This window comes from Marinomonas sp. 63XJN7_9_ISO-PGPR-S23-217 (assembly GCF_056173515.1).
The window spans coordinates 5145436-5169925 of sequence record NZ_CM149678.1; the positions used below are offsets into that span (position 1 = coordinate 5145436).

Annotated in this window: 24 protein-coding genes and 2 pseudogenes; 13 read left to right on the plus strand and 13 right to left on the minus strand. The window is 43.2% G+C overall.

Annotated elements, in window-relative coordinates:
• Genes AC0VYI_RS23915 through argE form a run of 3 tightly spaced genes read left to right on the plus strand, consistent with a single transcriptional unit; the run spans position 1 to position 2267 of the window.
• Positions 1-417, plus strand: coding sequence for a RidA family protein (locus AC0VYI_RS23915; RefSeq protein ID WP_067342213.1), 417 nt, complete (start codon positions 1-3; stop codon positions 415-417).
• 13 nt (positions 418-430) lie between these two features.
• Entirely contained in the window at positions 431-1105 is a 675-nt protein-coding gene (locus tag AC0VYI_RS23920; protein ID WP_475446087.1) for a DUF1028 domain-containing protein, read from the plus strand.
• A 16-nt stretch (positions 1106-1121) separates the two neighbouring features.
• Entirely contained in the window at positions 1122-2267 is a 1146-nt protein-coding gene (gene argE / locus AC0VYI_RS23925; RefSeq protein WP_475449843.1) for an acetylornithine deacetylase, read from the plus strand.
• 23 nt (positions 2268-2290) lie between these two features.
• Here argE and pyrB read toward each other — a convergent pair whose 3' ends face one another.
• From pyrB to AC0VYI_RS23940, 3 genes are all read right to left on the minus strand, one after another.
• A complete protein-coding gene (pyrB, locus tag AC0VYI_RS23930; RefSeq protein ID WP_475446089.1) occupies positions 2291-3343 on the minus strand; it encodes an aspartate carbamoyltransferase in 1053 nt (350 codons plus the stop codon).
• Between the two features lie 366 nt (positions 3344-3709).
• Entirely contained in the window at positions 3710-4498 is a 789-nt protein-coding gene (locus AC0VYI_RS23935; protein ID WP_475446091.1) for an SGNH/GDSL hydrolase family protein, read from the minus strand.
• 538 nt (positions 4499-5036) lie between these two features.
• Positions 5037-5315, minus strand: coding sequence for a helix-turn-helix domain-containing protein (locus tag AC0VYI_RS23940; RefSeq protein WP_475446093.1), 279 nt, complete (start codon positions 5313-5315; stop codon positions 5037-5039).
• A 128-nt stretch (positions 5316-5443) separates the two neighbouring features.
• Here AC0VYI_RS23940 and AC0VYI_RS23945 point away from each other — a divergent pair, with 128 nt between their 5' ends.
• From AC0VYI_RS23945 to AC0VYI_RS23965, 5 genes are all read left to right on the plus strand, one after another.
• Positions 5444-5635 carry a hypothetical protein gene (locus tag AC0VYI_RS23945; RefSeq protein WP_475446094.1) on the plus strand — a complete coding sequence of 64 codons (192 nt, stop codon included), beginning with the start codon at positions 5444-5446 and terminating at the stop codon, positions 5633-5635.
• A 129-nt stretch (positions 5636-5764) separates the two neighbouring features.
• Positions 5765-7297 (plus strand): IS21 family transposase, encoded by a 1533-nt coding sequence (istA, locus tag AC0VYI_RS23950; protein WP_475443424.1) that lies wholly within the window; start codon positions 5765-5767, stop codon positions 7295-7297.
• Between the two features lie 10 nt (positions 7298-7307).
• Positions 7308-8030 carry an IS21-like element ISVch3 family helper ATPase IstB gene (gene istB / locus AC0VYI_RS23955; protein WP_475443426.1) on the plus strand — a complete coding sequence of 241 codons (723 nt, stop codon included), beginning with the start codon at positions 7308-7310 and terminating at the stop codon, positions 8028-8030.
• 150 nt (positions 8031-8180) lie between these two features.
• Complete coding sequence (locus AC0VYI_RS23960) at positions 8181-8789, plus strand: metallophosphoesterase (protein WP_475449844.1); 609 nt, start codon at positions 8181-8183, stop codon at positions 8787-8789.
• 52 nt (positions 8790-8841) lie between these two features.
• Positions 8842-9228, plus strand: a complete 387-nt coding sequence (locus AC0VYI_RS23965) for a hypothetical protein (RefSeq protein WP_475446095.1) — start codon at positions 8842-8844, stop codon at positions 9226-9228.
• Between the two features lie 12 nt (positions 9229-9240).
• On the opposite strand, the gene AC0VYI_RS23970 is transcribed toward AC0VYI_RS23965, so the two are convergent.
• The 4 genes from AC0VYI_RS23970 to AC0VYI_RS23985 form a co-directional block, all read right to left on the minus strand.
• Entirely contained in the window at positions 9241-9516 is a 276-nt protein-coding gene (locus tag AC0VYI_RS23970) for a hypothetical protein (RefSeq protein WP_475446096.1), read from the minus strand.
• A gap of 506 nt (positions 9517-10022) precedes the next feature.
• Positions 10023-10658, minus strand: a complete 636-nt coding sequence (locus tag AC0VYI_RS23975; protein ID WP_475446098.1) for an AbiV family abortive infection protein — start codon at positions 10656-10658, stop codon at positions 10023-10025.
• 135 nt (positions 10659-10793) lie between these two features.
• Positions 10794-11579 (minus strand): hypothetical protein, encoded by a 786-nt coding sequence (locus AC0VYI_RS23980; RefSeq protein WP_475446100.1) that lies wholly within the window; start codon positions 11577-11579, stop codon positions 10794-10796.
• Positions 11580-11612: 33 nt separating this feature from the next.
• Positions 11613-13463 carry an ATP-binding protein gene (locus AC0VYI_RS23985; RefSeq protein WP_475446102.1) on the minus strand — a complete coding sequence of 617 codons (1851 nt, stop codon included), beginning with the start codon at positions 13461-13463 and terminating at the stop codon, positions 11613-11615.
• 143 nt (positions 13464-13606) lie between these two features.
• Between AC0VYI_RS23985 and AC0VYI_RS23990 the strand changes: the two are divergent.
• Positions 13607-14760 (plus strand): annotated as a pseudogene (locus AC0VYI_RS23990) (IS110 family RNA-guided transposase).
• A gap of 432 nt (positions 14761-15192) precedes the next feature.
• On the opposite strand, the gene AC0VYI_RS23995 reads toward AC0VYI_RS23990, so the two are convergent.
• A complete protein-coding gene (locus tag AC0VYI_RS23995) occupies positions 15193-15687 on the minus strand; it encodes a hypothetical protein (RefSeq protein WP_475446103.1) in 495 nt (164 codons plus the stop codon).
• 351 nt (positions 15688-16038) lie between these two features.
• On the opposite strand from AC0VYI_RS23995, the gene AC0VYI_RS24000 reads away from it, so the two are divergent.
• A complete protein-coding gene (locus AC0VYI_RS24000) occupies positions 16039-17082 on the plus strand; it encodes an IS630 family transposase (protein ID WP_475444872.1) in 1044 nt (347 codons plus the stop codon).
• On the opposite strand, the gene AC0VYI_RS24005 is transcribed toward AC0VYI_RS24000, so the two are convergent.
• From AC0VYI_RS24005 to istA (AC0VYI_RS24015), 3 genes are read right to left on the minus strand one after another with little or no spacing between them, the layout of a single operon-like run.
• Positions 17070-18185, minus strand: a complete 1116-nt coding sequence (locus tag AC0VYI_RS24005) for an SIR2 family NAD-dependent protein deacylase (protein WP_475446105.1) — start codon at positions 18183-18185, stop codon at positions 17070-17072. The genes AC0VYI_RS24000 and AC0VYI_RS24005 overlap by 13 nt on opposite strands.
• Positions 18186-18216: 31 nt before the next feature.
• Entirely contained in the window at positions 18217-18957 is a 741-nt protein-coding gene (gene istB / locus AC0VYI_RS24010) for an IS21-like element helper ATPase IstB (protein WP_475443432.1), read from the minus strand.
• Between the two features lie 9 nt (positions 18958-18966).
• Positions 18967-20499 carry an IS21 family transposase gene (gene istA / locus AC0VYI_RS24015; RefSeq protein ID WP_475443430.1) on the minus strand — a complete coding sequence of 511 codons (1533 nt, stop codon included), beginning with the start codon at positions 20497-20499 and terminating at the stop codon, positions 18967-18969.
• 477 nt (positions 20500-20976) lie between these two features.
• On the opposite strand from istA (AC0VYI_RS24015), the pseudogene AC0VYI_RS24020 reads away from it, so the two are divergent.
• From AC0VYI_RS24020 to AC0VYI_RS24030, 3 genes and pseudogenes are all read left to right on the plus strand, one after another.
• Positions 20977-21600 (plus strand): annotated as a pseudogene (locus AC0VYI_RS24020) (IS110 family transposase); the annotation flags it as partial.
• A 189-nt stretch (positions 21601-21789) separates the two neighbouring features.
• The gene (locus AC0VYI_RS24025; protein WP_475446107.1) at positions 21790-22389 is read left to right on the plus strand and encodes a hypothetical protein; all 600 of its coding nucleotides are present in this window, start codon (positions 21790-21792) and stop codon (positions 22387-22389) included.
• 6 nt (positions 22390-22395) lie between these two features.
• Positions 22396-23523, plus strand: coding sequence for a helix-turn-helix domain-containing protein (locus AC0VYI_RS24030; RefSeq protein WP_475446109.1), 1128 nt, complete (start codon positions 22396-22398; stop codon positions 23521-23523).
• 245 nt (positions 23524-23768) lie between these two features.
• Here the strand turns inward: AC0VYI_RS24030 and AC0VYI_RS24035 are convergent, their stop codons facing one another.
• Positions 23769-23978 (minus strand): type I restriction enzyme endonuclease domain-containing protein, encoded by a 210-nt coding sequence (locus AC0VYI_RS24035; protein ID WP_475446111.1) that lies wholly within the window; start codon positions 23976-23978, stop codon positions 23769-23771.
• Positions 23917-24474: a type I restriction enzyme endonuclease domain-containing protein gene (locus AC0VYI_RS24040; RefSeq protein ID WP_475446113.1), complete on the minus strand. Its 558-nt coding sequence runs from the start codon at positions 24472-24474 to the stop codon at positions 23917-23919. The genes AC0VYI_RS24035 and AC0VYI_RS24040 overlap by 62 nt, the downstream gene beginning before the upstream one ends.
• Positions 24475-24490 lie beyond the last annotated feature (16 nt).

A 24490-nucleotide genomic window follows, 5' to 3' on the forward strand; every position in this document is an offset into this window, starting at 1 on the left:
ATGCCGACACACACACGAATTCGCATGTTTAACACCAAAGAAACCTATCCTAATCAATCACTTGATAATGATTTATGTCAAGCCGTTGTGGCGGGTAATACGGTCTATGTTCGCGGTCAGGTCGGTACCGATTTTGAAGGTAATCTCATTGGCCTAGGGGATCCGCAAGCACAAGCGGAACAAGCCATGAAAAACGTCAAGCAGCTGCTCGAAGAAGCGGGCAGTGATTTGTCCCACATAGTAAAAACCACCACCTACATTACCGACCCACGCTACCGCGAACCCGTTTATCGCGAAGTGGGCAAATGGCTAAAAGGCGTTTTTCCCATTTCAACAGGCTTGGTAGTGGCTGGCTTGGCGCAACCACAGTGGCTTATGGAAATCGATGTCATTGCCGTAATACCAGAGAAGAAGTAACTAAGGAGAGAATATGACTATATCTATTACCGCGTTCTGCCCAGAGAGCGGACAACTGGGTATTGCAATCAGTTCTTCCAGCATTGCAGTAGGAGCTCGCTGCCCCTGGCTGTTGTCTGGAGTGGGGGCCGTTTCCAGCCAAAACATCACGTTGCCTGCACTAGGGCAAAAAATTCTAGCGCGCATGGAGACAGGGCTCACACCAGATCAAGCCTTAAAAGCCTCACTATCAGACGATAAGTTCAGCGCTTATCGTCAAGTAGCCGTCATTGATACCCATGGACAAACAGCCTGTTTTAGCGGCACCGAAACCCTAGGCATCCATCATATGGCAAAAGGTCACCACTGCGTGGCGGCGGGTAATATGCTGTCTCAGTCAAATGTAATTGACGCTATGATACAGGCCTTTGAAGCCAGTTCCGGCGAATTAACAACCCGTTTAATTGACGCACTTACGGCTGGTGTCAATCAAGGTGGCGAGGCTGGACCAGAACATTCTGCTGCCGTAAAAGTGGTGGATGACTATACATGGCCAATTGTTGATTTACGTGTCGATTGGGCAGACGAAGACCCTGTCGGGGAACTTAGCAAGCTGTGGCAAGATTACGAACCACAAATGCAAGCCTATGTTACTCGAGCACTAGACCCTAGACAGGCCCCTAGCTACGGAGTACCGGGGGATAAGTAGTCCTGCCTCCCACTCTATTCGGGATATCCTGAGTCAATTACTCCGCTTTGATACCACCAGCCGAGAGTCGAATATCGAGCTCATTCAATTTATTCAACACTATCTTAACGCGTTGAATATTGACTCGACGCTGATTTTTAACACTGAGGGCACCAAAGCGAACCTTTACGCTCGCCTTGGTCCCCCTGGAAATGGCGGCGTTATGTTATCAGGTCATACGGATGTGGTGCCTGTTGATGGGCAGAATTGGTCTGTTCCGCCTTTTCAACTCACCGAGCAGGACAATAAATACTTTGGCAGAGGCAGTGCTGACATGAAGGGCTTTATTGCCTGTGTGCTGCATGTCATCCCTTTATTCCAAGAAAGTCACCTCACCCTCCCCCTTCATCTGGCTTTTTCTTACGACGAAGAAGTCGGCTGCTTAGGGGTTCGCAGCCTTATTGAACACTTGCGAGCGTCTCCCGATAAACCCGCTATGTGTATTATTGGTGAACCCACGAACATGAAGCCCGTTTATGGTCACAAAGGGAAAATCGCCATGCGCTGTAAAGTACATGGCCATGCTTGCCATTCCGCTTATGCCCCTGCGGGCGTCAATGCCATTGAGTATGCGGCTAAGCTCATCAATAAAGTAACCGAACTTTCTACTCCGTTAAAAGAGGAGCAAGATGAGCGCTTTGATCCACCTTATAGCACATTACAAACAGGACTGATTCAAGGGGGAGCCGCACTCAATATTGTGCCGGAGTTCTGCCAATTTGATGTCGAAATGCGTTATCTACCAGAAAGCAATGCCAGAGCCACTTTTGAGACACTACAGCACTACGCTTCCTCTTGTTTAGAGCCTGAGATGCAACGCATCCATGGGAAGTCCAAGATCCAGTTTGAAACGCTTGCGACCTACCCCCCTTTACTGACAGACCCACAATCCGACTTTGCCCAATGGTTAGCGCAATGGAGTAACAGCGCTGAATTCGATACCGTCGCATTTGGTACAGAAGGCGGGCTATTTGATGAAGCGGGTGTTGCCACCCTGGTATGTGGCCCAGGCAGTATGGAGCAAGGCCACAAACCAGACGAGTTTGTTCAAATTGATCAATTAGAACAGTGTAAAAACATGCTCACCAATTTGTGTGAATGGATGAGTGACCAAACACTTTAAACAAAACATCAAATATAACCCTATTACTTAGCAGGGTTTCGCTCATAAAAAGCCGCATCCTGGACGCCCGTGTAACGAGGAGTGAACCACTTAGCTTCCTGTAAGCTATTCTGCACGTGATCAGCCACGCCCATCACGGAGGCGAAAAGCGCCATACGAATCGGCACACCGGCATCGGTCTGACGAAAGATGGCTAGACGTGAATCGAAGTTCAGGTCAGCCGATAAGTCGTTTGCTCCGTCACGACTGTCCCGGGGCAAAGGGTGCATGATCAAGGTATTGGGTGAGGCAAAGCGCTCAAACAACGCCGCATCAATGCGAAAGTCGCTGGAGTAGTTTTCCGCTAACTCATTCTCAGGAAAACGCTCTTTTTGCACTCGGGTTGTGTAAATCACATCCGCTTGCCTCAACGCCTCACCCACTTTCTGAGTTTCCTCCACGTCTATGGCTTGCTTTGCGAGCATATCTCTAAGGTTCTCCGGCAATCGCAAGTTTTCTGGCGACAGAAAAATCAATTTGCGAGGCGAAAAACGCACCAATAGCTTCACCAGAGAATGAATCGTACGGCCAAACCGCAGATCCCCTGCCAACACAATCACGCTTTTCTGCAAACAACGATCTGTTCGTTGCAACTCCCGCTCTAACGTATACAAATCAAGCAAGGCTTGCGTGGGGTGTTCACCAGCACCATTACCGCCATTGATTACGGGAACATAGGTTTGTGCAGCAATGTCATAAATTGCCTGCTCCTCAGGATGGCGAACAACGAGAATATCCCCATAGCCACTCACGACACGACTGGTATCTTCAAGGGATTCCCCCTTGGCAATGGAAGAAAAGGAAAAGCCCGTTGTGCTGGAAACCGATCCACCAAGGCGCATAAAAGCCGAATCAAAGCTAAGACGAGTACGGGTACTTGGCTCAAAGAACAAACTGCACAACATCGCCCCTTCCAATATACGAGTATACTTTAACCCCTTCGCTACTGGCTGAAGGAGATCCGCCAGCTCGAACAATCGATGAAGATCGTCATTATCAATACAGTCACAACTCAGAATATGCTTACCCGTTAACATCTTAGGTTCCTTATCAGCGCTATAAGTCAATGTTAGAGCCACACGCAAAAGCTCATTAGCGTGGAATAATACGGGGAAACGAGCATTCGCACCATGTCATAATCATCACAACCTGATCGCGTTATCCCCTCCCAGCTGGTTGCTAGAGTAAATTTAGGTCAGTAATGGAAAAGTGAAAGCTGGCAATCTTAAAGTCTTCATTAAAATAAAATGTATGAGTAATGGCCTTGCTCTTTTAACTGAGTCATCAGCGGAAAGAAGGCATACGTTAACGCTTCGATCAATAGAGGTATGCCTTGTCATCCCTTTCGTCGAAAAACGATATCCATATCTCCTTCCATTGACGACCAACAGTCTTAATCATTATTAAGCGCTGAACACATGGTCAAGTGAACCTTTTTGATAAGCCTGCACGGTTTGCCAGGCTACTTTTTGCAGAGCTAGTGCTTCACTTTTTGGCATGGAGCCACCAACAGGCGGTGCAGCACCCTCCGGCGAGCGGTGGTACAAAACACTGTAAAAAACACAAGCGGCCAAGTAGGTTCCAGCCAGTGACGGATGTTTGCCATCCACATAGTAAAGGTTAATCTTAGGATACGCTTGGCGAGCGTTGGCAAAAGCCAAGCCAACTGGTGCCACATAACCACCTGTGTGTTTGGCGATGCGATTATAGGCAAGGGCCAATTTTTTTGTCTGCCAAGGACGATCCCGATAAGCCCAGGTCATAAAATACACTACCTTTTCCCCTGCTTGATGGGCAATCTTCGCCATTTCAATGGCCGAATGAACAAACCGACGCCGCACAGCATCCTTACGGGAAATCGGCCCAGTGGAATTCCCCTGTAACACTACCGTATCCCAGTGACGCAATTTATTCTCACTGACTAAAATCGGTTTCAGATCTCCCAAATGAGCACTGGAAATAGTTGCCGCCCGAAAATGGTAATCTTTGGACACCAGAGGCATTAAAGAACGCACCAAATCCCGAAGACGGTTATTTATATTGTCATTGAAAAAGGTAAAAGAGTCCCCGAAGAAAATAACCTGATGATTATCCCCCACCATGGGTGCATTGGGAGCGGATGCCATAACGCCCTGCCCATAACATGCAAAAGGTAGCAGCAGGGCAAGTACCAGAAGCGATTTCTTAAACATTGAACAGTATCTCATCACTGACTCAATTAGATTTTATATACCACTGGAGCGAAACAGCAAACAGATAGAGCAGAGATAGCTACGTACTTTGCTACAAACCAAGCGCCCCCTCTACAAAGTAAAACAAAACGATAATAAAGTATATCACGCGATCTAATGAAGCTACGCTAAAAAGAAAGCCGCTAAAATAGCGGCCTCCAATCAAATTTTTAAACAATTTTAATTTTGCACTTTTGATCTCAGGCAAACGCTAAAAAGGTTAATTTTACCTGAGACTATTTAGTGTAACCAAGTGAGTGAGTGAAACTCTTTGCATTCATGGCAATAAACAAAAAAATAAACATAAAACGTAAACTATTTAGTCAAGTTTTATGCTGTTTAGTGGGAATTCTTGACACTCATAAGATAATAGAACTACTTTCTATTGTAACTTACTTAGCAGCCGCCTAGCTATCCAACGCATAAATCAGAAATTACAAAAGGCTCGTAATAATTTTGAGCCCCCTTAAACTTAAGTATATCTCTCAGCGCAGCCCCCCTAACCAGACAGCTTAGCTTTTTTCTTTTTTAGAAGTTTCAGACCGTCTTCTGGGTCAAGCTTTAAAAAATCACAGTACTGCACATACTCATAAACATTCAGCTTTCGCTGACATGTCTCTATTTTGTTCACAAATTGATGCGATTCGCCAATAGCTTCTCCGAGCTGACGTACTGTTAGCCCCTGCTGCTTTCTTGCGTTTATAAGCCATTTTATCAGTGCCTCATAACGCTGGTCGTTAATATGTTTAATCATCTCAGCATTATGAAGCCATTGCATTTTGTCCCCAATTTAGGGACAATTGCCACCCAACTAAATTCATATAATTATTCAACATAATATATGACAAAAATAATTTATGGCTAAAACGTTGAGAGGAAGCTTATGACTAGTTGTGGAGTTGCTCAATGAAAATCCAGTTGCTGAGCAATTTGCACCTAGAATTTGAGTCCTATGAATACCAGCCAACAGACTGTGATGTTGTAGTGCTCGCTGGAGTGCATATTTCGGAGCATTCCGAACAGCCATTTCGGAATGAACCGAACACCTATTTCGGTTTAATCCGAACGCACATTCCGCGATTATCCGAACACTTTTAGGCGAACTCCGAAATCAGCGTTCGGAATAGCGAAAAGCCCGTTCGGAATGTCCGAAATCCTAATTTTTTCTCTTTTAAATCAATCACTCGCTATTCTTTATCTCTCAAATCAGAAGGTAAGGAAGCGACCATGGCTAAAAAGAGAACTCCAATGAAAAAAATCAAAGAGATATTACGACTCAAATACGACTGCGGTCTGTCCTATCGTCATATCGCTAGTTGCCTCAATGTCAGCCTTGCAACTGTCTCAGAACTTATCGCGCGCTTTAAGCAAAGTCAGATAGGTTGGCCCCTCCCAGAAGACTGTAGCGATACCGATCTCAATCAAGCGCTTTATCACTCAAAGAAAGCCAGTCGTCATAAAGTCATGCCGGACTTCGTTCAGTACGCTGTCGAACTCAGGCGTAAAGGCATGACGAAGATGCTGCTCTGGCAGGAATATCATGAACAATATCAAGAGCAAGCTTACGCTTACACTCAGTTCTGCGAGTACTTCATTCGCTGGTTCAAAACCCAAAAGCGCAGCATGCGTCAGCTTCATGTGGCGGGGGATAAGCTGTTTATTGACTATTGTGGACCTAGGCTTCAGGTGGTCAACCCTGACACAGGCGAAGTGCGAGAAGCGGAAGTGTTCGTGGCGACCTTAGGTGCGTCCAATTACACTTATGTTGAAGCCTTCCCAAGCCAAGGTAAATCCTATTGGCTAGAAGCCCATGCCAATGCGTTCGAACACTTCGGCGGTGTTCCCCAACTTTTAGTCCCCGATAATCTGCGCAGCGCGGTCACCAAAGCGAACCGCTATGAGCCAAGGCTTAATGACAGCTATCAAAAACTGGCGAATCATTATCAAACCGCGGTGATGCCAGCTCGCCCTTACAAACCAAAAGACAAAGCCAAGGCTGAAAATGCCGTGCTCCTAGTGGAACGTTGGATCATGATGCGATTGCGTCACCAAACCTTCCATACCTTCAAAGAACTGAACCTAGCCATCCGCGAACTTATGAATGAGCTAAATCAGCGAGAGATGAAACAGTACGGTGCGAGTCGCCAAGCATTGTTCAACAAACTCGATAAGCCAGCGTTAAAACCATTGCCCAAACAGCGTTATCTGTATACCGAAACCAAACGCGCCAAAGTTGGGCCGGACTATCACATCGAATATCGCCGCCATTATTACTCCGTTCCCCATCAACTGGTCGGCCATCATGTTGAACTGGAAGCCTCTAATCGTCTAGTGCAGATCTACCACCAAGGTAACTTGGTGGCTCAGCACCCACGCAGTCAAAGGGAGCGCGGAAACAGCACACAACCCGAGCACATGCCAAGTCATCATCAATATCAAAAGTGGTCACCTGGGCGCTTGCTCAACTGGGGAGCGAACATAGGACCAGCGACCCGAGAAGTCATTAACAAAATGCTCCACTCCAAGCCTCATCCAGAGCAATCCTATCGTTCCAGTCTGGGGTTGCTCAATCTGAGTAAAGTGCATGGAGAGTCGCGTTTAGAGCAAGCCTGTAACGATGCCTTGATGCTAACAAAACCTAACTACACCTTCATCAGTAACTTGCTTAAAAACAACCGCGAAGGACAACTGGATAAAGGCAAAACGAGCACACCTAACCTTGTTCATAGCAATGTCCGTGGCCCGAACTGTTATCACTAGGAGAAGATAAATGAACGCACTCGACGAGAAACTAAAAACCCTCCGCTTGAGCCATGCAGCGAAAGCACTAGAGCAGCAACAAGAGCAACTGACCACCTACGCAGAACTGAACTTCGAGGAACGGTTAAGTCTGCTTCTAGAAAGTGAGATATTGAATCGTAACCAGACCAAAATCCAACGCTTAAAACGACAAGCCAAGCTAAGAATGGACGCACAACCGAGTCAACTTATCTATAAAGAAAGGCGAAACCTTAACCGAAAACAAATGAGCGAATTACTCACTGGCAGCTACCTACACAAACATCAGAACATCTTGATAACAGGCCCAACGGGCGCAGGCAAAACCTATCTAGGCTGTGCACTGGCAACCAGTGCCTGCGATCAACAACACACCGTTAGGTACTATCGATTAACTCGCTTGCTTGATGACCTAAGTGCAGGTCGTCTCGATGGCAGCTATCAAAAACAGCTTCAGTCTCTGGCTAAAAAAACCTTACTGATCCTCGACGACTGGGGGATGGAAAAACTGACTCAAGAGCACTCAGGTCATCTGCTGGAAGTGCTTGAGGATCGTTACCAAAACAGCAGCACCATCGTCATCAGTCAACTTCCTGTAAAAGAGTGGTACAGCATGATCGACAACGCCACTGTAGCAGACGCCCTAATGGATCGATTGGTACACAATAGTCATCGAATAGAATTAGGAGGTGAGTCAATGAGAAAACTGGCGTAATCCGAACAGTTAGAGTAAAAATAAGGAAAGAGAAAAAAAGTAGGTTCAGGTGTTCGGAATAAACCGAAATGAGCGTTCGCAATCACCGAAATACGCACTGGAGACATACACACTAAAAAACATGGTGCGATTTGGGCATTAGAAAACATTCTGGGTACCCCAGTTATCTATGTTCTAGGGAATCATGAGTTCTATGGAACATCTTATCCAAAAGCTGTTCGAAAACTGAAAGAATTTACTCAGGGAACAAATGTTCATGTTCTGGAAAACGACCTAATCACAATTGATGGGGTGAATTTTATAGGTGCAACGTTATGGACAAATTTCGAACTGTACGGTGATCCTAGAATAGCAGGAGGGCATTGTCAGGAGTATTTGAATGATTACAAACGGGTTCATATCGAACCTAGGTACAGTAAAATACGCTCGATAGATACAGCAACGATCCACAGTAATTCAATAGAGTTTTTCGCGAATATGTTAGAGGCACACCGTGGAGAAAAAAATGTCATCATCAGCCACCACGCTCTTAGCATGCATTCGGTGCCAATGAAATATCATGGAAATCTGCTAACTCCCGCATATGTCAGCAACCTAGATAATTTCATTATACGACATCAACCAAATCTATGGCTGCATGGGCATATTCATAACTCATCGGATTATGAAATTGGTCAATGTCGAGTTGTGTGCAACCCTAGAGGTTATCCTACCGAATGGAATAACAGGTTTGATGACCGATTAATGATAGCAGTATGAAATCTACAACTCACAGTAGATTTATTTATGAACCATTCGGAGAGGTAAACACATGCCATTTAAGCTAACCAATGGCTGGGCTCTAGCCAGATTGATGGACAATGATAATAACGAGGAATATAGAATTTTTATCTGTACTGATAGCAATGCGTATTGGTCACAGGTAGATATTAAGAAGAATGTTAAATATGGGCCCGAAGAATTTATGTGGAATAGCGAACCAAACGTAGACACTGTTCTATACCATAATAAAGAGGGTAAACTCGGTGCTTACCGTGATGAGTTTGAACATGCGTTAGCCAGTGCTCGTGAACAATGGACATCTGCTGAAGAATTTTCTATGAGCGAAGCAAAACGAAAATTCAGTGATGGAGCATGGGTCTACTCTGTAGTTAGAGGTAAAGTTAAAATTTACTATAGGCCTCCAGAGGCGGAATAAACATAGATATAGCTAAATATGTTGTGTTGATAAGATATCTTGCATCTTCTCTAGAATCAGGCTCAATGCATTTTGAATCTCATCGCCGACTGTATGAGGAATGTTGAACTTCATGCATTGCTGATCTTCAGGGTGTTCGCTGAACATAGACCCTGGGGCAAGGATAATACCTTTTTCCAATGCCATTTCTGCAAATAGCTCAGGGGGTACAGGACTTTTTACCCACAAGAAAAGACCTGACGAATACTTAACTTGAGGTTCAAACCCATTTGCTTTGAGCCATTGCAAAACTTGTCCTCTACATATATCCAATCTACTACGCTAACGTCGTAAATGTAGATCAAATGCGCAGGATTGCAGAATTCGGTAGATTGCGTTCTCTGTTGTGTCTGATGTAAGCCCTCCTGTTTGACGTTTGATTATAGCAATTTCGTCAATCAGTTTTGTGTTGTTGATTACGTAAGATATACGTGTATTAGCGGTAAGGAGCTTAGAAAAACCACTAATGTAGCTTGCGTTTTCATAGCCAAAGAACTCGCTCAAAGCCTAACCTTTTATACAGTTGCCCCACTCGGTTTCCTTGCAAGTAACAAAGCTTATATAGGCAATGACTTTTGGTACGCAAGTTCAATAACAGTTTTCAATATTTGGCTACCAATGCCTTTACATATAACGCCCAATTAATGGATGAACAACGCCTCCACCCAACCTAAAACATTGTGCCATAAACACTAGATTGAAGTAGAGGCAAAAATGCCAAGCGTTGAGAATCCCTCTTAAATTGCTTGTTAAATTCACTTTTTACACGTGTTCCGGAAAGTATCTGCGGCTTGCTCTAGTACCGCTTTGCACTCATCGTTTGTCATTGAATCCACTTTAGAAATGTCTGGCAATTTGTTGGGATCCATTTTAGATATTTTCCCAACCTTGCTTTGAAAGTTAACTTCTTCTGAAAGCGCAAAACGGGCTAATTCTAAATTACGTTGAGCCCTTGCCTGATCTATTACATTATTTGGGCACAAAATGCTGCCTTCATCGGACACTCCTACATATAACGAGTTGTTTTTGTAGTCATTACGTAGGTCTGAAGATACCTTTACTGACTGCATTGCATCATTGTAAACCTGTTCATTTCCACCAATAAAGCACAATGCTGCATTATTTATGGTTTCTTGGTTCAATTTGGACTTATGATCTCTGAGACGTTTCATAGTTTGTTTCCAATTAACGTCCATCCCAGCAATCATTCTACGACCAACCCCGTATAGAATTTGGCATTTTGCTAATTCTTCTCTCGCTATATGAGACAGTGTGTAAGAGCGTGCATATGACTTTTTCTTAAAAAGTAGCTCAGATTCTCGGATAAGCCCTCTTGCGTTAGTTACTAACGCTGCCATGTACTCATCAATTTGAGTGATATTTAGCGACATTTGCTGCCTCCGTGAAGTTAACGCCCAATTAAGGTGTGAAGCGCGCAATACCTATGCCGTCGCATACAACCTTTATCACTAAAACCGACGCATAGTAAAAATGCCACGCGTGCCGAATCACTCTTAAATTGTTTGTTATAATTTATTACCAAAATTTCCACGTTTAACAGGAACTTCTAAATTATATTTAACAACAAGGTTTTTTATTGAATTTAAAAACCACTCTTCAGAGTCAGGATGAACATATACACTTTCAATTAATTTTTTAATATTTATTTTTATATTATACCCAGATGGTGATTCTCCTCTCGATTTTCGGTCTCTTGCGAATAAATATAGCCTTGCTTCTTTCTCAAATGAAAAATGCGGTCTTTTTAGAAAAAATGGTTGTCTGGGGCTGCTTTCAGATGGGGCTGTATCATGTTCTATATATTGAACCTCATCAAGTGCAAACTCCAACGCGTATTCATAAACATTAGTTAAATCAAAGGAACTTTCTAAACGTTCAACGGTTGTCTTTATTGCTACCGAATTTTCAGATTGACCATAGATTTCCCACATAACCATATTTTCAGCAGCGTTTTTGTGCCAACATGAAATATATGTATTGTCGCTCAGATATCGCTGATAGTCCGACGTGTTTCTTATTTGAGCATCTCTTGGTATTTCACCTTTTCTCTCTAGATCTGCGTATATTCTATCCAATTCTGACCTCATTACAGAATGAAATAGCCCCTCTCGCTTATCTTTGAAAGTGTCTGAGCGAGCCAGCCATATGCTTTCACTAGATAACAATGATAAAAATTTTGGCAAATCCATATAGCGCCACAATATTTCGTTATCATCCAGATTTTTTCTAATTATTCTATACGTCATAACGTTTCTCATAAATTCTAACGTTTCAAACATCGGTGCAGCCACGCTGCGTCCAAGTGCTTTGACTTGTTAACACTTTTACCGCAAGTGGGCGCTTATTGTATTGATCCATGATAAAACTTCCCCGTCTGAATCAACATTATTAAGCCGCTCTAACGTCATATTTTCAATAGCTCCACGGTTTAGGCGTTTTTTAGCCCTGCTCTCTTTTTTACTTTGCTTCTTCTCATCTAGCTCTTCCCAAGCTGTTGGTGATCCTGAAGCCTCATGAACAGCCTTTGCCACTAACGTAGGTACATCATCAAAAGGTTGGAAATTCGCATTTAGAATAATTCCGAACTCTTCGTTAATAGCTTCGAAATGAATGTAATTTTCCATCTCTCTTCTATTGGTGATTAAAGAACAACAATTATCACCCCGGGCATTTACCCTATCAGCAGCATCTTGGTACTTAGCTGGCTCAGGTGGAGGGTTGTCTCTATCTAACACATGAACTTCTGGAACTTGAAGTCCTTCAAGCCTATTAGTCCATAGTTCAAGAGTCGAACCACCCATAGGTATATAAACCAACTCACCTTGCTGCTCAGCATTTCGTAAATCTACAATACTGGGGTCTTCTTGTGATAAGCGTGAAGATATCCCGCTGATATACTCAATATCATTAGGCCCTTCAACGCCTACAAAGACCTTAATGTTGTGGTTTGCAAATATCCCAAGACTTGCCTTAATTCTTAGCAAAGTGTCGTCATCATTTTCTGCTAAGACGCGTGTTCCATCTTCTGCTTTCTCAATGAACCTAATTGAACCTCGGTCAATCCTACCTGCGAGGATTGGATTGTGAGTTGTAAAAATTACTTGGGTTGAATCTTCAAGTGCTAACTCTTTAATCGCATCAAGTAGTAACAATTGATTATTTGGATGCTGAGATGTTTCTGGCTCTTCAATTGCAAAGATTACGTCTTGCACTTCACGTTCATCTGCTAGTTGCTCTGCTTTAGCTCGAAAGAAGTTTATCAAGAAAAGACGTCTTACTCCGCTACCACGCTTATTCAGCTGTATTTGATCTTCATTCGTGAGCGATACTGAAAACACCTTACCCCAATTGAAACTAGAGAAGTTAGGATTTAGCTGGCTTGCCAAGTCAGGATCCATTTCTCTAATCTTTTCAATGGTTAGCCTAGTGACTTCTTCAACCTGTCTTTTTACATGCTCACCTATAATTTCTAGTTCATCTGCTTTTTGCCTAAGAGCTTCTTTAATAGCAAATTTGATCGGGTCTTGCGCTTCGGCGTCTTGGTCAGAGCTAGGGCGATCTGATTTAAATAGTTGAAAAAGAGGAAGAATATTCTGAATATGCTTCCAAATTTTGGATTTTACTTCTAACTCAACTACTTGCTTGTCTAAATCTATGTCAGGAACACTTAGCCATATAGCATGGCGCAAAGCGGACTTTATGGTTTCATTCACTTCATCCAGGCCGACCCCTAAAGATCTAGCCCTTGTCCTAAGTTGTGCGACTGTTAATGAAAACAAGTCATTAAAGTTTTCAGCCGTTGGATGAAAGGCGCGAATAAAAATTTCCTCACACTTTGGAGTCGCACCTTGGAAAACCTTCTTAACTTCGAGCTTGCCATCAGTATTTAAAAGATACTCATTTGCTGGCGATATAAGGTTGTCTGTATCTATTATTAACTGTTCTGGAATTTCTTTAAAAATACAGGTTATTTCTATGTTTTCTGTATTACTTAAGCCTGCGGAACGATCACCAGATTCTAGCTTCTCAGCATTAAAGAACGCATCTAGCGCTTCAAGGATAGAAGACTTTCCTACATCATTTTTTGCTACTAGAGCTGTTAAGTCAGTTAAAGGTATTGATATTTTTTCTCTATAGCAGCGGAAATTCTTTATTTTTACTTGTTCTAGTTTCATCCATTGAATCCTTAATCAATGCTCTCGTGTGAACTACAGTGTTAGACATAATGACTCCCCACGAGGCTAGCCTCCAATTCCGTGGGTTAGTGTAAAACCAGAGCCATAATTAGTGTGTCAACAACTAAATCATGGAGGCTAGCATGATTGAACATAGCATAGTTTTTATTGGGTTGGACACTCATAAAGAGTTTATTGAAATTGCCTATATCGAGGATCAGCGCGGAGCGACACCTATTCATTTCGGGCGTATATCAAGCTCTAAGGTGACTATCAAAAAGTTTGCCCGCCAATTTCAAGCTAAGTATCCCTCTGCCACACTCCATTTTGTTTATGAAGCGGGGCCATGTGGATACTGGATCTATCGACTGCTGACCAGCTTAGGACACTGCTGTTACGTCGTGGCCCCTTCTCTTATCCCTAAAAAGCCCGGTGAAAAGATAAAAACGGATAAGCGTGATGCGATCAAGTTAGCAAAGTTGCTCAAATCAGAAGACCTAACGCCTATCTACGTTCCCGAACCTGAAGACGAAGCGGTTCGAGATCTCTCTCGTGCTCGGGAAACTTCTATGAAAGATTTAAAAGATGCAAAGTATCAACTCAAAGCCTTATTCCTGCGCACAATATTCATTATGAAGGGACAGCAAACTGGTCTTTGAAACACCTAAGATGGTTAACAGAACTGGTATTACCTCACCCCGCCCAGCAAATCGTTTTACAAGAAGCCATACAAACCATCACTGAACGTATGTCAAGGTTGGAGCGATTAGATAATGAGCTATCTCATCAAGTAAAAACATGGCGGTATTATCCTGTTGTTAAAGCGATACAAGCTCTTCGTGGTGTGAGAATGCTCGTTGCAACAGGCGTGATTGCTGAGCTAGGCGGCTTGAACCGTTTTGATCATCCAAGAAAAATTATGGCCTATCTGGGACTGGTTCCTTCTGAATATTCCAGCGGTGGTAAACGCCATATTGGAGCCATTACAAAATGTGGAAGTGGACGAGCAAGGCGCCTTCTCGTCGAAGGGGCTCACTCTTATCGCTACCCAGCAAATATCTCTACGGATTTACAAATACGGCAAGAAGGGCTTCCAAAAGAAGTTGTCGATATCGCTTGGCAAGCACAGTTAAGGCTATGTAAACGCTATCAACGACTCATTAAAAAAGGCAAACATTACAATCTAGTGGTAATCGCAATAGCGCGAGAGATGATTGCGTATATCTGGGCCATATCGAAAGAAGTGGTGCTGCCCAGAGTTGATCCTAAATTACGCTTAGCGAGAGTACCTGCATGATTTATCAATTTGAGTGGATGCGTCGGAACAAGCAACGGGAGTGGCATAAACTCCGACGGCGTTAGGATGGCAATCAGATAGCTATCTGATTGAACCACGAGCATAGACTGAAGAAACGGTGCCACGACGTATCAAGTAAGGTCAGCTCTGATAGGGAAAAGCCCTATTAATCTACGGATACCAGCATGATAACCGACGAATTTACTGGCTTCTTCCAATGTGTTCACTCATCTCTTTTGAGCAGTGCAAAAGGTCTATTCATTTAGAAGGAAGGCTGTGTGCTACTTGACGTGGGGAGTCATACCAACGCCCTGTTAAGGTGTGAGCAACGCAGTACCGATGTTGCCTTATACCACCTTAATCACTTAAACCAACGCATAGTGAAAATGCCACGCGTTGCGAATCACTCTTAAACAGTTTGTTAGGCATTTTTTACGCATGGCATTTTTTCCAAATATAAGTATCTGTGTTTATAGCAATACCTTTATTTGAGTGCCCCGCCCAACGTCCAATAATTTGCTCTGAGTTAATTATTTTTAGCTGAAAGGCACCATGATAACCAAGTGGGTCCTTTTTATCCCAATAGTTACCCGTCAAGTATGTATTTTTGCTTTTACCAAAAAAGCAGTAAACACGCTCCTTTGCTTCATACTCGCAAAACGTATAATTGCCAAATTGATAGATTTTGGCATTTTTCTTTCGATCGGAGGAATCAGAGAAATCTTCACTATTTGATTCCCAATACACTTCCCAGTCTCCCGAAAGAGAAGGAGGCATACTTCTAAAAACAGTCCTACTAGCCAGATTGATATAGCTCAACCACTTAACCAACCTTGGAGCAAGGTTCAGATCCAAAATTAGCTTTACTACAATGCCAGCAACAAAAATTAGTACCCCGCTAGCGAGGGATATATAATTAAACTCCATACTTCCTCTTAAATGCCTAACGCCGCCAACACGCGCGGCCTTGTAGTGAAGGCGAAGCCAGAACGAAAAAACCGTCGCCATGCCTGGCCTTGTTATGCATTACAGTCCTCTGCACAACCTATTTATGTAAGTGTAGCGGTGTTGACTTGCAAAGCTTCTTAGCTCAGTAATCATTTCTCGAGAGAGATCACCACTCCTTCTATCCCAAACTGTTTTAGCCGCAAATGATTTTCCATACTCATTTCCTACATAATACCCAACTCTCTGAAGTGCATATGCAGTAGTTTCAAATAAAGCCGGAGGAATTTGCTTATTAACCCGGCGGTAAAAATTATCTGGTATAATCACTGAATGAACGAAAAAATAGACACAAGAAAACTTACCACTCCAGAACTCGCTAGGCTACGAAAGCAAGTTGTCAGACTGCGCGAAAAAGACTTCTCTTTTAAAGACATATCTGAGGTGACAGGTGTCCATGTAGACACAGTTGGCCGTTGGTATAGAGACTACTTAAAACGTGGAAAGGCAAGCTTTGAGTATAAAAAGCGTGGTCGAGAAAAAGGCTCATTTGGCAGTCTAACCAAAGCACAAGAAACTCGAATTCAGCAAGAAATCACCGATAAAATGCCTGATCAATGCAGGCTGAATTTTGCCTTGTGGACACGTCGTGCGATCCAACAGCTCATCAAGCAATTGTGGGGGAAAGATATGCCCATTAGAACCATTGGAGACTATCTAAAGCGCTGGGGATTTACCCCGCAAAAGCCACTGAAAAAAGCCTATGAGCAAAACCCTCGAAAAGTGTCCAAATGGCTTGGGGAAGAGTACCCCTCGATCAAGGAAAGGGCCAAGAATGAAGGGGCAGAGATACATTGGGGTGATGAAACGGGCCTTCGTAATGATAGTCAGCATGGCCGAAGTTTTGCTCCTAAAGGCAAGACACCAGTCCAAGTGATTCCAGCAAAGTATTGCCGAATCAATATGATTTCTACTATCACAAACCAAGGAACAGTACGCTTTATGACCTACGCTGACAACATGACAGCCAAAGTACTCATTCGCTTTATGAAGCGATTGATCTCAACCTCTAAGAAAAAGGTATTTCTGATACTCGATAACCTTCGAGTACATCATGCAAAATTAGTAAAAGAGTGGTTAGCCAAGCCAAAAACCAAAGAGCAAATAGAAGTCTTTTATTTACCTGCCTACTCACCTGAACTCAATCCAGATGAGTATCTAAACTGTGATTTAAAGGCAGGTGTGCATACAGGTGATGCGCCAAAGAATGAAAAGGTTTTAAAGGATAGAGTGGTCTCTCATATGAGAGGGTTGCAGAAGAATCCGAATCGAATCAAAAAGTACTTTAAACACAATTCAATCCGTTATGCAGCATAGAAGACATAAAACTCCGCCGGGTTAATAGTAGAGAAACTTGTCAATATATCCAGAATCAGCGTTAAGTTGTCAGCATAACCTTGAAATGCTCCATTTGGTTCAGAACGAGCCCATGTTTCATCTATGCACTTATTCAAAAATGAGACAAATCCAGATATTAAATCGTTAGAAAATGTCGACAAGACCCTGAGAACTTCCTTTCTATACGCAACGTCATCAATGAACTTTTCAATCATAGATTCATCTGGATCATCAAGCTGCTTTGCTAATTTTCGCAGGCTTCTGTTCTGCTTTTTTTCTTCACTTAGTTTTTCTTTTCTAACCTCAGAAAATTCCTCAAAGAAGCTGATCAAGCTGTTGGTTTCTAGAACAATAACGGAGTTTTTATCTCTGTAAGGTTTTTCTTTAGGGTTATCCTTTCTCACCACCTGAACTACTTCGTTCGGATAATTTTCCGATTTACTCTTAAATACATTCTTTGACCAGTCCAACGCGGTTAGGACGTTAACATCGCCCAATCCATAACCCATAATAAGCATTGTAGATTCTTTAATCATTAGGGCGAGCTTGATCTGTCTGTACTCTGTAGGCCTAAATAAACCAACGTAGTCCTCTTGTGCGATTATTATTTCTTCCGGGTTAGTTCTAACACCATGAAGATGGAACACGGGCACGATTCCACTGGGTGAAATTAGAGGATCATTTGGCCCAAGAGGAACGCTTTTTCCAGTGAGTAGGCTTTCAATTACTAAGTCATAATTTGTGGTGATAATCCAAGAGAAATTAAAATCATTCAGGTGAGGAGAAAACTCCGCTCGCTTCTCTTTATCCGGGTACCAGCTAGTAAGTTTTGCAATTTCCTTTTTAAGTTTTCTTAGACTCTGATCGTATTCTTTACCTGAATCTTCACTGTATAGCTGGCAGATCTGTGATGCAATGTCGGGATACCCAACCCCTTCTTTCCAGATATCACCATATTCAATATCAAGCTCATCCGATACTTTCTCTAGCAGCTCACCCCATGAAAGTGCAATATCATCAAATCCATCATTGAGTGCATATTCCGCTGATTCCGGACACCGGTACCGTTTTAATCCGGACACCTTTTTCTCTTCATTTTCTCAGTCTCTAGTTTTACTCCATGTGTCCGGATTGCGCCAGTTTTCTCATCGATTCTCCTCCTAGTTCTATGCGGTGACTGTTGTGGATTAAACGGTCCAGTAAAGCGTCCGCAACCGTGGCATTGCCTATCATGTTGTACCACTCTTTCACTGGCAGTTGACTGATCATGATCGTGCTGCTGGTTTGGTAACGATCTTCTAAAAGCTCTAATAAATGGCCTGCATGATCGGCACTGAGTTTTTCCATCCCCCAGTCATCGAGTATCAGCAGCTGCTTTTTGGCGAGGGCGGCAAGTTGTTTTTGATAGGTGCCGTCTAAGCGGCCAAGGCTGAGGTCATCCAGCAGTCGACTCAGGCGCAGATAGCGAACGCTATAAAGTTGCTCGCACGCCTGTGAGGCAAGGGCGCAGGCAACATAGGTTTTGCCCGCGCCCGTTGGGCCTGTGATGAGGATATTTTGATGCTTTTGCAGGTAACCTCCTGTCAACAGTTCTCCTAGTTGGATGCGCTTTAGTCCACGCCCTTCTTTGTAGAGTAGTTGGCTGGCGCTGGCTTCTACGCGCAGTTTTGCTTGTCGTTTGAGCCGTTCGATTTTGCCATGATTTCTGCCTAGCAGCTCACTGTCAAGGAGCAGTGTGAGACGTTGCTCGAAGTCCAGTTCTCCATAGGTGGTTAACTGTTCTCGTTGTTGTTCTAACGCGGTAACGGCATGACTCAGTCGCAGCATTTTGAGTTGTTCAGTCAGGTGATTCATGTTGTTCTCCTAGTGGTAGCAGTGTGGCCCGCGAACATTGCTGTGCGGGGTGTCGGGTGTCGAGTCAGAAGGAAGAGACAGTGTGCCTTCCCGATGATGATCGAGCAGATTTCGGATAAAGCGCAGAGAAGGTTTGTTGACCAGTAAGGCATCCTGACAGGCTTGCTCTAGGCGGACATCCCCATGTTTGCGCGCGAGACTCAGTATGCCAAGACAGCGACGAGTGGCTTGGGCTGGATGGGCTTTGGACAGGATCTGTTGTTTGATGACGTTTTCGGTGGCGACACCAATCTGCTTGCTCCATCCGATTAAGCGTTCTGGTGACCATTTTTGATGTTGATGATGGCTCGGCATATGTTCCATGTGGGTGCTCAGACCATAGTCTTTTCGGCTGATTGGGTGAGACGAGACGGGCTGACCTTGATGGAAGATTTGTATGATCTGCGACGTCGCTTCCAGCGTCACATATTGACCCACAAGCTGATGCGGTACCGAGTAATAATGCTTTGCGTACTCAATGTGGTAATCCGGTCCCACTTTGGCGCGTTTATGTTCTGTGTAGACATACTTCTGCATCGGTAACGGTTTCAACGCGGGTTTATCGAGGGTGTCAAAAAGGGCTTGGCGACTCACGCCAATCTTTTGCATCGGCCGTTGGTTCAGAGCGTTCATCAGCTCTCGAACCGCATTATTCAGCTCTCTTAGGGTATGGAAGGTGCGATGACGAAGGCGCATCATGATCCAGCGTTCGACAATCAGAACCGCATTTTCGGCCTTGGCTTTGTCTTTGGGTTTATAGGGACGAGCCGGCATAATGGCGGTTTGATAGTGATGCGCTAACTGACGATAACTGTCGTTGAGTTTCGGCTCATAACGATCTGTTTTTGTCACGGCAGCTTTTAAGTTGTCTGGCACCAATAAAGCGGGAACGCCACCGAAGTGTTCAAACGCATTGGCGTGACACTGTAGCCAATGCTCCAGCTTTTGACTTTCGCTGGCTTCAACGTAGGTGTAGTTAGACGCTCCCAGTGTGGCGACAAACACTTGTGAGTGGCGAACGTCGCCCGTTTCCGGATTGACGATCGGGATAGTCGGTCCGCAATAATCAATGAATAACTTGTCACCTGCGGTATGGAGTTGACGCATACTGCGTTTTTGTGTGGCGAGCCAACGACGGAAGTACTCGCAGAACTGGCTGTAGCCATAAGTGCGCTCTTGGTGCTCGGCAACATATTCTTCCCACAACAATTGCTTCGTCGCCCCTTTGCGCTTGAGTTCGATAAAAAAGTACGCAAAGTCCGGCATCACTTTCAGGCGATTAGCCGGTTTTTCTTGATACAGCGCTTTAGACAGATCGGTATCGGAAACGTCACTGGCAAGGGGCCAATAATAGTCACTTTGTTTGAAACGAGTCAGGACATCGGACACGGTAGAGCGGCCGACATTCAAACAAGAAGCAATCTGCCGCGTGGATAAATGGCACTCATGTTTGAGACGCAAAATCTCTTTAATATTGGTCATTGAGGTTCTCTTTCTGGTCATGATCACTTCCTGGCAACGTATTAGGTGTAACCAAGTGTAGTGAGCGATTGATTTAAAAGAGAAAACGAAGGGATTCCGGTGAATCCGGACAGGGTTTACGCTAATCCGGACAGGGATTCCGGGGAAAGCCAAAAAGTGTCCGGTTTAGAGCGTAATAGGTGTCCGGATAAAAACGGAATGGGTGTCCGAGTTATATCGGAATGGGTGTCCGGATTGCTCCGGTATATGCAATTGAGAACAGCTTTGGAGAATCCCGCACCAATAAATGCACCTAAGTTTCCATAAGTAGCAGAGTACGAAAGGAATTCTAAAACCTCTTTTCGTTCCGGTTTATCTGAAAGTTTATTCATCTATCTGATTAAAACTCCAAGATGCATAGACATAATGACTCCCCACGAGGCTAGCCTCCAATTCCGTGGGTTAGTGTAAAACCAGAGCCATAATTAGTGTGTCAACAACTAAATCATGGAGGCTAGCATGATTGAACATAGCATAGTTTTTATAGGGCTGGACACTCATAAAGAGTTTATTGAAATCGCCTATATCGAGGATCAGCGCGGAGCGACACCTAATCATTTCGGGCGTATATCAAGCTCTAAGGTGGCTATCAAAAAGTTTGCCCGCCAATTTCAAGCTAAGTATCCCTCTGCCACACTCCATTTTGTTTATGAAGCGGGGCCATGTGGATACTGGATCTATCGACTGCTGACCAGCTTAGGACACTGCTGTTACGTCGTGGCCCCTTCTCTTATCCCTAAAAAGCCCAGTGAAAAGATAAAAACGGATAAGCGTGATGCGATCAAGTTAGCAAAGTTGCTCAAATCAGAAGACCTAACGCCTATCTACGTTCCCGAACCTGAAGACGAAGCGGTTCGAGATCTCTCTCGTGCCCGGGAAACTTCTATGAAAGATTTAAAAGATGCAAAGTATCAACTCAAAGCCTTACTCCTGCGCAACAATATTCATTATGAAGGGACAGCAAACTGGTCTTTGAAACACCTAAGATGGTTAACAGAACTGGTATTACCTCACCCCGCCCAGCAAATCGTTTTACAAGAAGCCATACAAACCATCACTGAACGTATGTCAAGGTTGGAGCGTTTTTTAATTATTGCTCTTACCCCGACTAAGCAATAGAGGCAATGAAATATTGTATCTAGTTAACAAATCAATTAGTTTTTGACAAAATCAAATCAAATTGACAAATAAGAAAAAACGATAAATAATGGTTGTGTATTTCACCCTAATCCCTTTTTGGGCTACACAAACTTTAATAGGTAACTTTTTACGATGAAGCAACCTTGGGAACTAAATCCTGCACTTAAGTCAAATCGTTTGTCAGAGCTTGCATCTTTGATAAGAGAAGTTCGAGATTCTGTAATTGATTTACATGATGATGTTTTAGGTGACTCGGCTCGTTCAACTGGGCTAAGGGCTTATGAGTGCTGTCGTAATAAGATTATCCGAGCTTCAGATGATAATGATCTTTGGCCTTGGCTTGGCATTGTTAAAGAGGACGGTAAATTTACATTTTCGATTGATTCAGTGCCTGTTCGTTTGTATCGAGGTGTGCCAAGTAGTCCAGAAGAAAGGCGTTTGATTCCTTGCGTCGAGGCTTTAAGTCAAATGAGCTTATTGCTTGATGATGTCGGTAATGCTGCTTCTATAATATGGTTTTTTGCTATAGAGGTTGACGAGTTTCGATATGTAGACCGTGTTACATTCACGGGTTTTTTGGATGGTGCACAAGTTTCTTGTTGGGAAATTCCTCTTGACGAAAAAGTTCCTGCATTTGGTAGTGTTGATAGTTTGCTCCCTGAGCCAGTAGTGACTCAAAAAGCATCAGTATCTATTAAAACAAGGGAGAAAAGAGATCAAAATAATGGCTAGTACAACATGTCTATAAAATTTTATGGTGAGCGACTTAGATTAGCTCGCCTACTTAAAGGCTGCACTCTTCAAGAATTAGGTGATGCTGTAGCTGTGACTAGGCAAAGTATTCATCAATATGAAGGAGATGTAAGGGCTCCAGCTGAAGATATATTAAATGCTTTAGCTGAAAGCCTTCGGGTTTCAACTAATTTCTTTAGTATTCCTTTATCTGGTGATGTGAAGCCCGAACAATGTCACTTTCGTAAAAGACAGACAACGCCTATAAGTGTAAAAAATCGAGTGCAGGCATATAGCACTATTCTTGAACAACTGGTTGCTGAATTACATGAGCATTTAGAGCTACCTCAAAACGGTTTTAATCTAATTGATAATGATAAAATCCCAGAACTAACCGCACCTATTATAGAAAAAATTGCAGAAGGTGCACGTCAGCGTTGGGGATTAAGCTCTGATGCTCCAATCGACAATATGGTTAATGTTGTAGAAAATCAGGGGGCAATTGTTACCTACTTTAATGGAGTGTCCGATAAGATTGATGCGTTATCCGTTAGTCGAAAGTACCCAATTATAATTCGTAATACAGCTAAAGAAAGTGTTTGCAGAATGCGCTTTGACTTAGCTCATGAATGCGGGCATTTAGTAATGCATGATGGAATAGAGACTGGCTGTAAAAAAACGGAACGGGAAGCTGATGCATTTGCTAGTGCTTTTTTGTTTCCTCGTAAATCTTTTGCTAGAGAATTCCCAAGCTGTCTCAGCTCAAAAGGTATTAATTGGAAGGAAGTATATAACCTTAAACTTCGTTGGAAAATGAGTGCAAGAGCAATTATTTATCGAGCACACTTTTTAGGCTTTTTAAATGCCCAACAATATAGGACTGCTAATGTTTGGTTTAGTCAAACTCGCCAAACAAAAAAAGAGAAGTTTGATGATAAAGTTGCAATGGAACAGCCTCATGTTCTTGAAGAAAGTCTGACTCTCTTAAGAGAACATTTAGGTATAACTTTTTCAATGCTTGCAAGTAAGCTGGGCATTGAGCCAGAACTTTTGTCTGATATTTCGGGTGTGAGCTATTCCGGAAATATGTCTTCTAGTCGCTTTGATGACGTTGTTGTACCATTTAACTTTTAATATATGATAGGAGTAGATAGACCTACTCCTTCTTCAAAAAATGTGATTTGATGAAATTAAAACGAAGACAAACTTTTTAGAGCGAAGACAAAACACGGCTGTGTACTACTAAAACGTTGATTTTAGGCGTTTAAAGCGCTTTGTCTTCGGTAGCAAAATTTGAAGGTGACTAAACAGGGAAGTGTTAAAACTTTTTTAACTTAAAAGAGCCAAAAGCACGCCTGAACTCTTGGCTCTTTTGTATTTTATGTCCAGCTGTCGGACAGTGCCTCGGCTTGTTCTAGCACTAAGCGAATGGCTTCATCAGACCTGTCTGACGGATATTTAAAACGACGTAATAGTTTTCGTACTAGGTTTCTCATACGAGCGCGAACGCTGTCTCGTTTTGACCAATCAACCGTTGCAGATTTTCTTAGCTGGTGTGAGTTCAATGGCGAGTTTGCGCAAGTTATCATCACCTAATTCTCTGACAGAGGCTTCATTGGCAACTAAGGCGCGATAGAAGGCGATTTCATCAGCCGTTAGATTCATTTTCTTCATCATCTCAGCGTCAGCTTGCATCTCCCTGGCCCATTGAATAAGCTCTTCAATCACTTGGGCAATTTCAATACTGCGGTTATGGTATTTTTGAAGGGTTGCCATGATCCGATCTGAGTACTTTTTCTCTTGTACTTTGTCCGTTTTCATTCGAGCTTTGACTTCATCCCAAAGAAGCTTCTCTAATAATTCAACGGCGAGATTCTTCTCTTTCATGTGCTTCATGTCTTCTAAAAACTCGTCAGACAGCAAGCCAATATTGGGTTTTTCACACGACTTGTAGTAAGCAAACAGAATGAGAATGTAGATGAGATTTCTTTGCCCCAAACCTTTTTGATACAGAAATTTATTACCGTATTTCAAAGTGATATTCGATAAGATGTTCTTCAAGTTAGGCAGGTTAGGTGAAGTCATCAGGGTTAGCATAGAT

What these genes read in the sequence shown, in the direction of transcription:
- AC0VYI_RS23915 (WP_067342213.1), top strand. Translation starts at nt 1, where the DNA reads ATGCCGACACACACACGAATTCGCATGTTTAACACCAAAGAAACCTAT.
- AC0VYI_RS23920 (WP_475446087.1), top strand. Translation starts at nt 431, where the DNA reads ATGACTATATCTATTACCGCGTTCTGCCCAGAGAGCGGACAACTGGGT.
- pyrB (WP_475446089.1), bottom strand. Translation starts at nt 3,343, where the DNA reads ATGTTAACGGGTAAGCATATTCTGAGTTGTGACTGTATTGATAATGAC.
- AC0VYI_RS23935 (WP_475446091.1), bottom strand. Translation starts at nt 4,498, where the DNA reads ATGTTTAAGAAATCGCTTCTGGTACTTGCCCTGCTGCTACCTTTTGCA.
- AC0VYI_RS23940 (WP_475446093.1), bottom strand. Translation starts at nt 5,315, where the DNA reads ATGCAATGGCTTCATAATGCTGAGATGATTAAACATATTAACGACCAG.
- AC0VYI_RS23945 (WP_475446094.1), top strand. Translation starts at nt 5,444, where the DNA reads ATGAAAATCCAGTTGCTGAGCAATTTGCACCTAGAATTTGAGTCCTAT.
- istA (WP_475443424.1), top strand. Translation starts at nt 5,765, where the DNA reads ATGGCTAAAAAGAGAACTCCAATGAAAAAAATCAAAGAGATATTACGA.
- istB (WP_475443426.1), top strand. Translation starts at nt 7,308, where the DNA reads ATGAACGCACTCGACGAGAAACTAAAAACCCTCCGCTTGAGCCATGCA.
- AC0VYI_RS23965 (WP_475446095.1), top strand. Translation starts at nt 8,842, where the DNA reads ATGCCATTTAAGCTAACCAATGGCTGGGCTCTAGCCAGATTGATGGAC.
- AC0VYI_RS23975 (WP_475446098.1), bottom strand. Translation starts at nt 10,658, where the DNA reads ATGTCGCTAAATATCACTCAAATTGATGAGTACATGGCAGCGTTAGTA.
- AC0VYI_RS23985 (WP_475446102.1), bottom strand. Translation starts at nt 13,463, where the DNA reads ATGAAACTAGAACAAGTAAAAATAAAGAATTTCCGCTGCTATAGAGAA.
- AC0VYI_RS23995 (WP_475446103.1), bottom strand. Translation starts at nt 15,687, where the DNA reads ATGGAGTTTAATTATATATCCCTCGCTAGCGGGGTACTAATTTTTGTT.
- AC0VYI_RS24000 (WP_475444872.1), top strand. Translation starts at nt 16,039, where the DNA reads ATGAACGAAAAAATAGACACAAGAAAACTTACCACTCCAGAACTCGCT.
- istB (WP_475443432.1), bottom strand. Translation starts at nt 18,957, where the DNA reads ATGAATCACCTGACTGAACAACTCAAAATGCTGCGACTGAGTCATGCC.
- istA (WP_475443430.1), bottom strand. Translation starts at nt 20,499, where the DNA reads ATGACCAGAAAGAGAACCTCAATGACCAATATTAAAGAGATTTTGCGT.
- AC0VYI_RS24025 (WP_475446107.1), top strand. Translation starts at nt 21,790, where the DNA reads ATGAAGCAACCTTGGGAACTAAATCCTGCACTTAAGTCAAATCGTTTG.
- AC0VYI_RS24030 (WP_475446109.1), top strand. Translation starts at nt 22,396, where the DNA reads ATGTCTATAAAATTTTATGGTGAGCGACTTAGATTAGCTCGCCTACTT.
- AC0VYI_RS24035 (WP_475446111.1), bottom strand. Translation starts at nt 23,978, where the DNA reads ATGATAACTTGCGCAAACTCGCCATTGAACTCACACCAGCTAAGAAAA.
- AC0VYI_RS24040 (WP_475446113.1), bottom strand. Translation starts at nt 24,474, where the DNA reads ATGACTTCACCTAACCTGCCTAACTTGAAGAACATCTTATCGAATATC.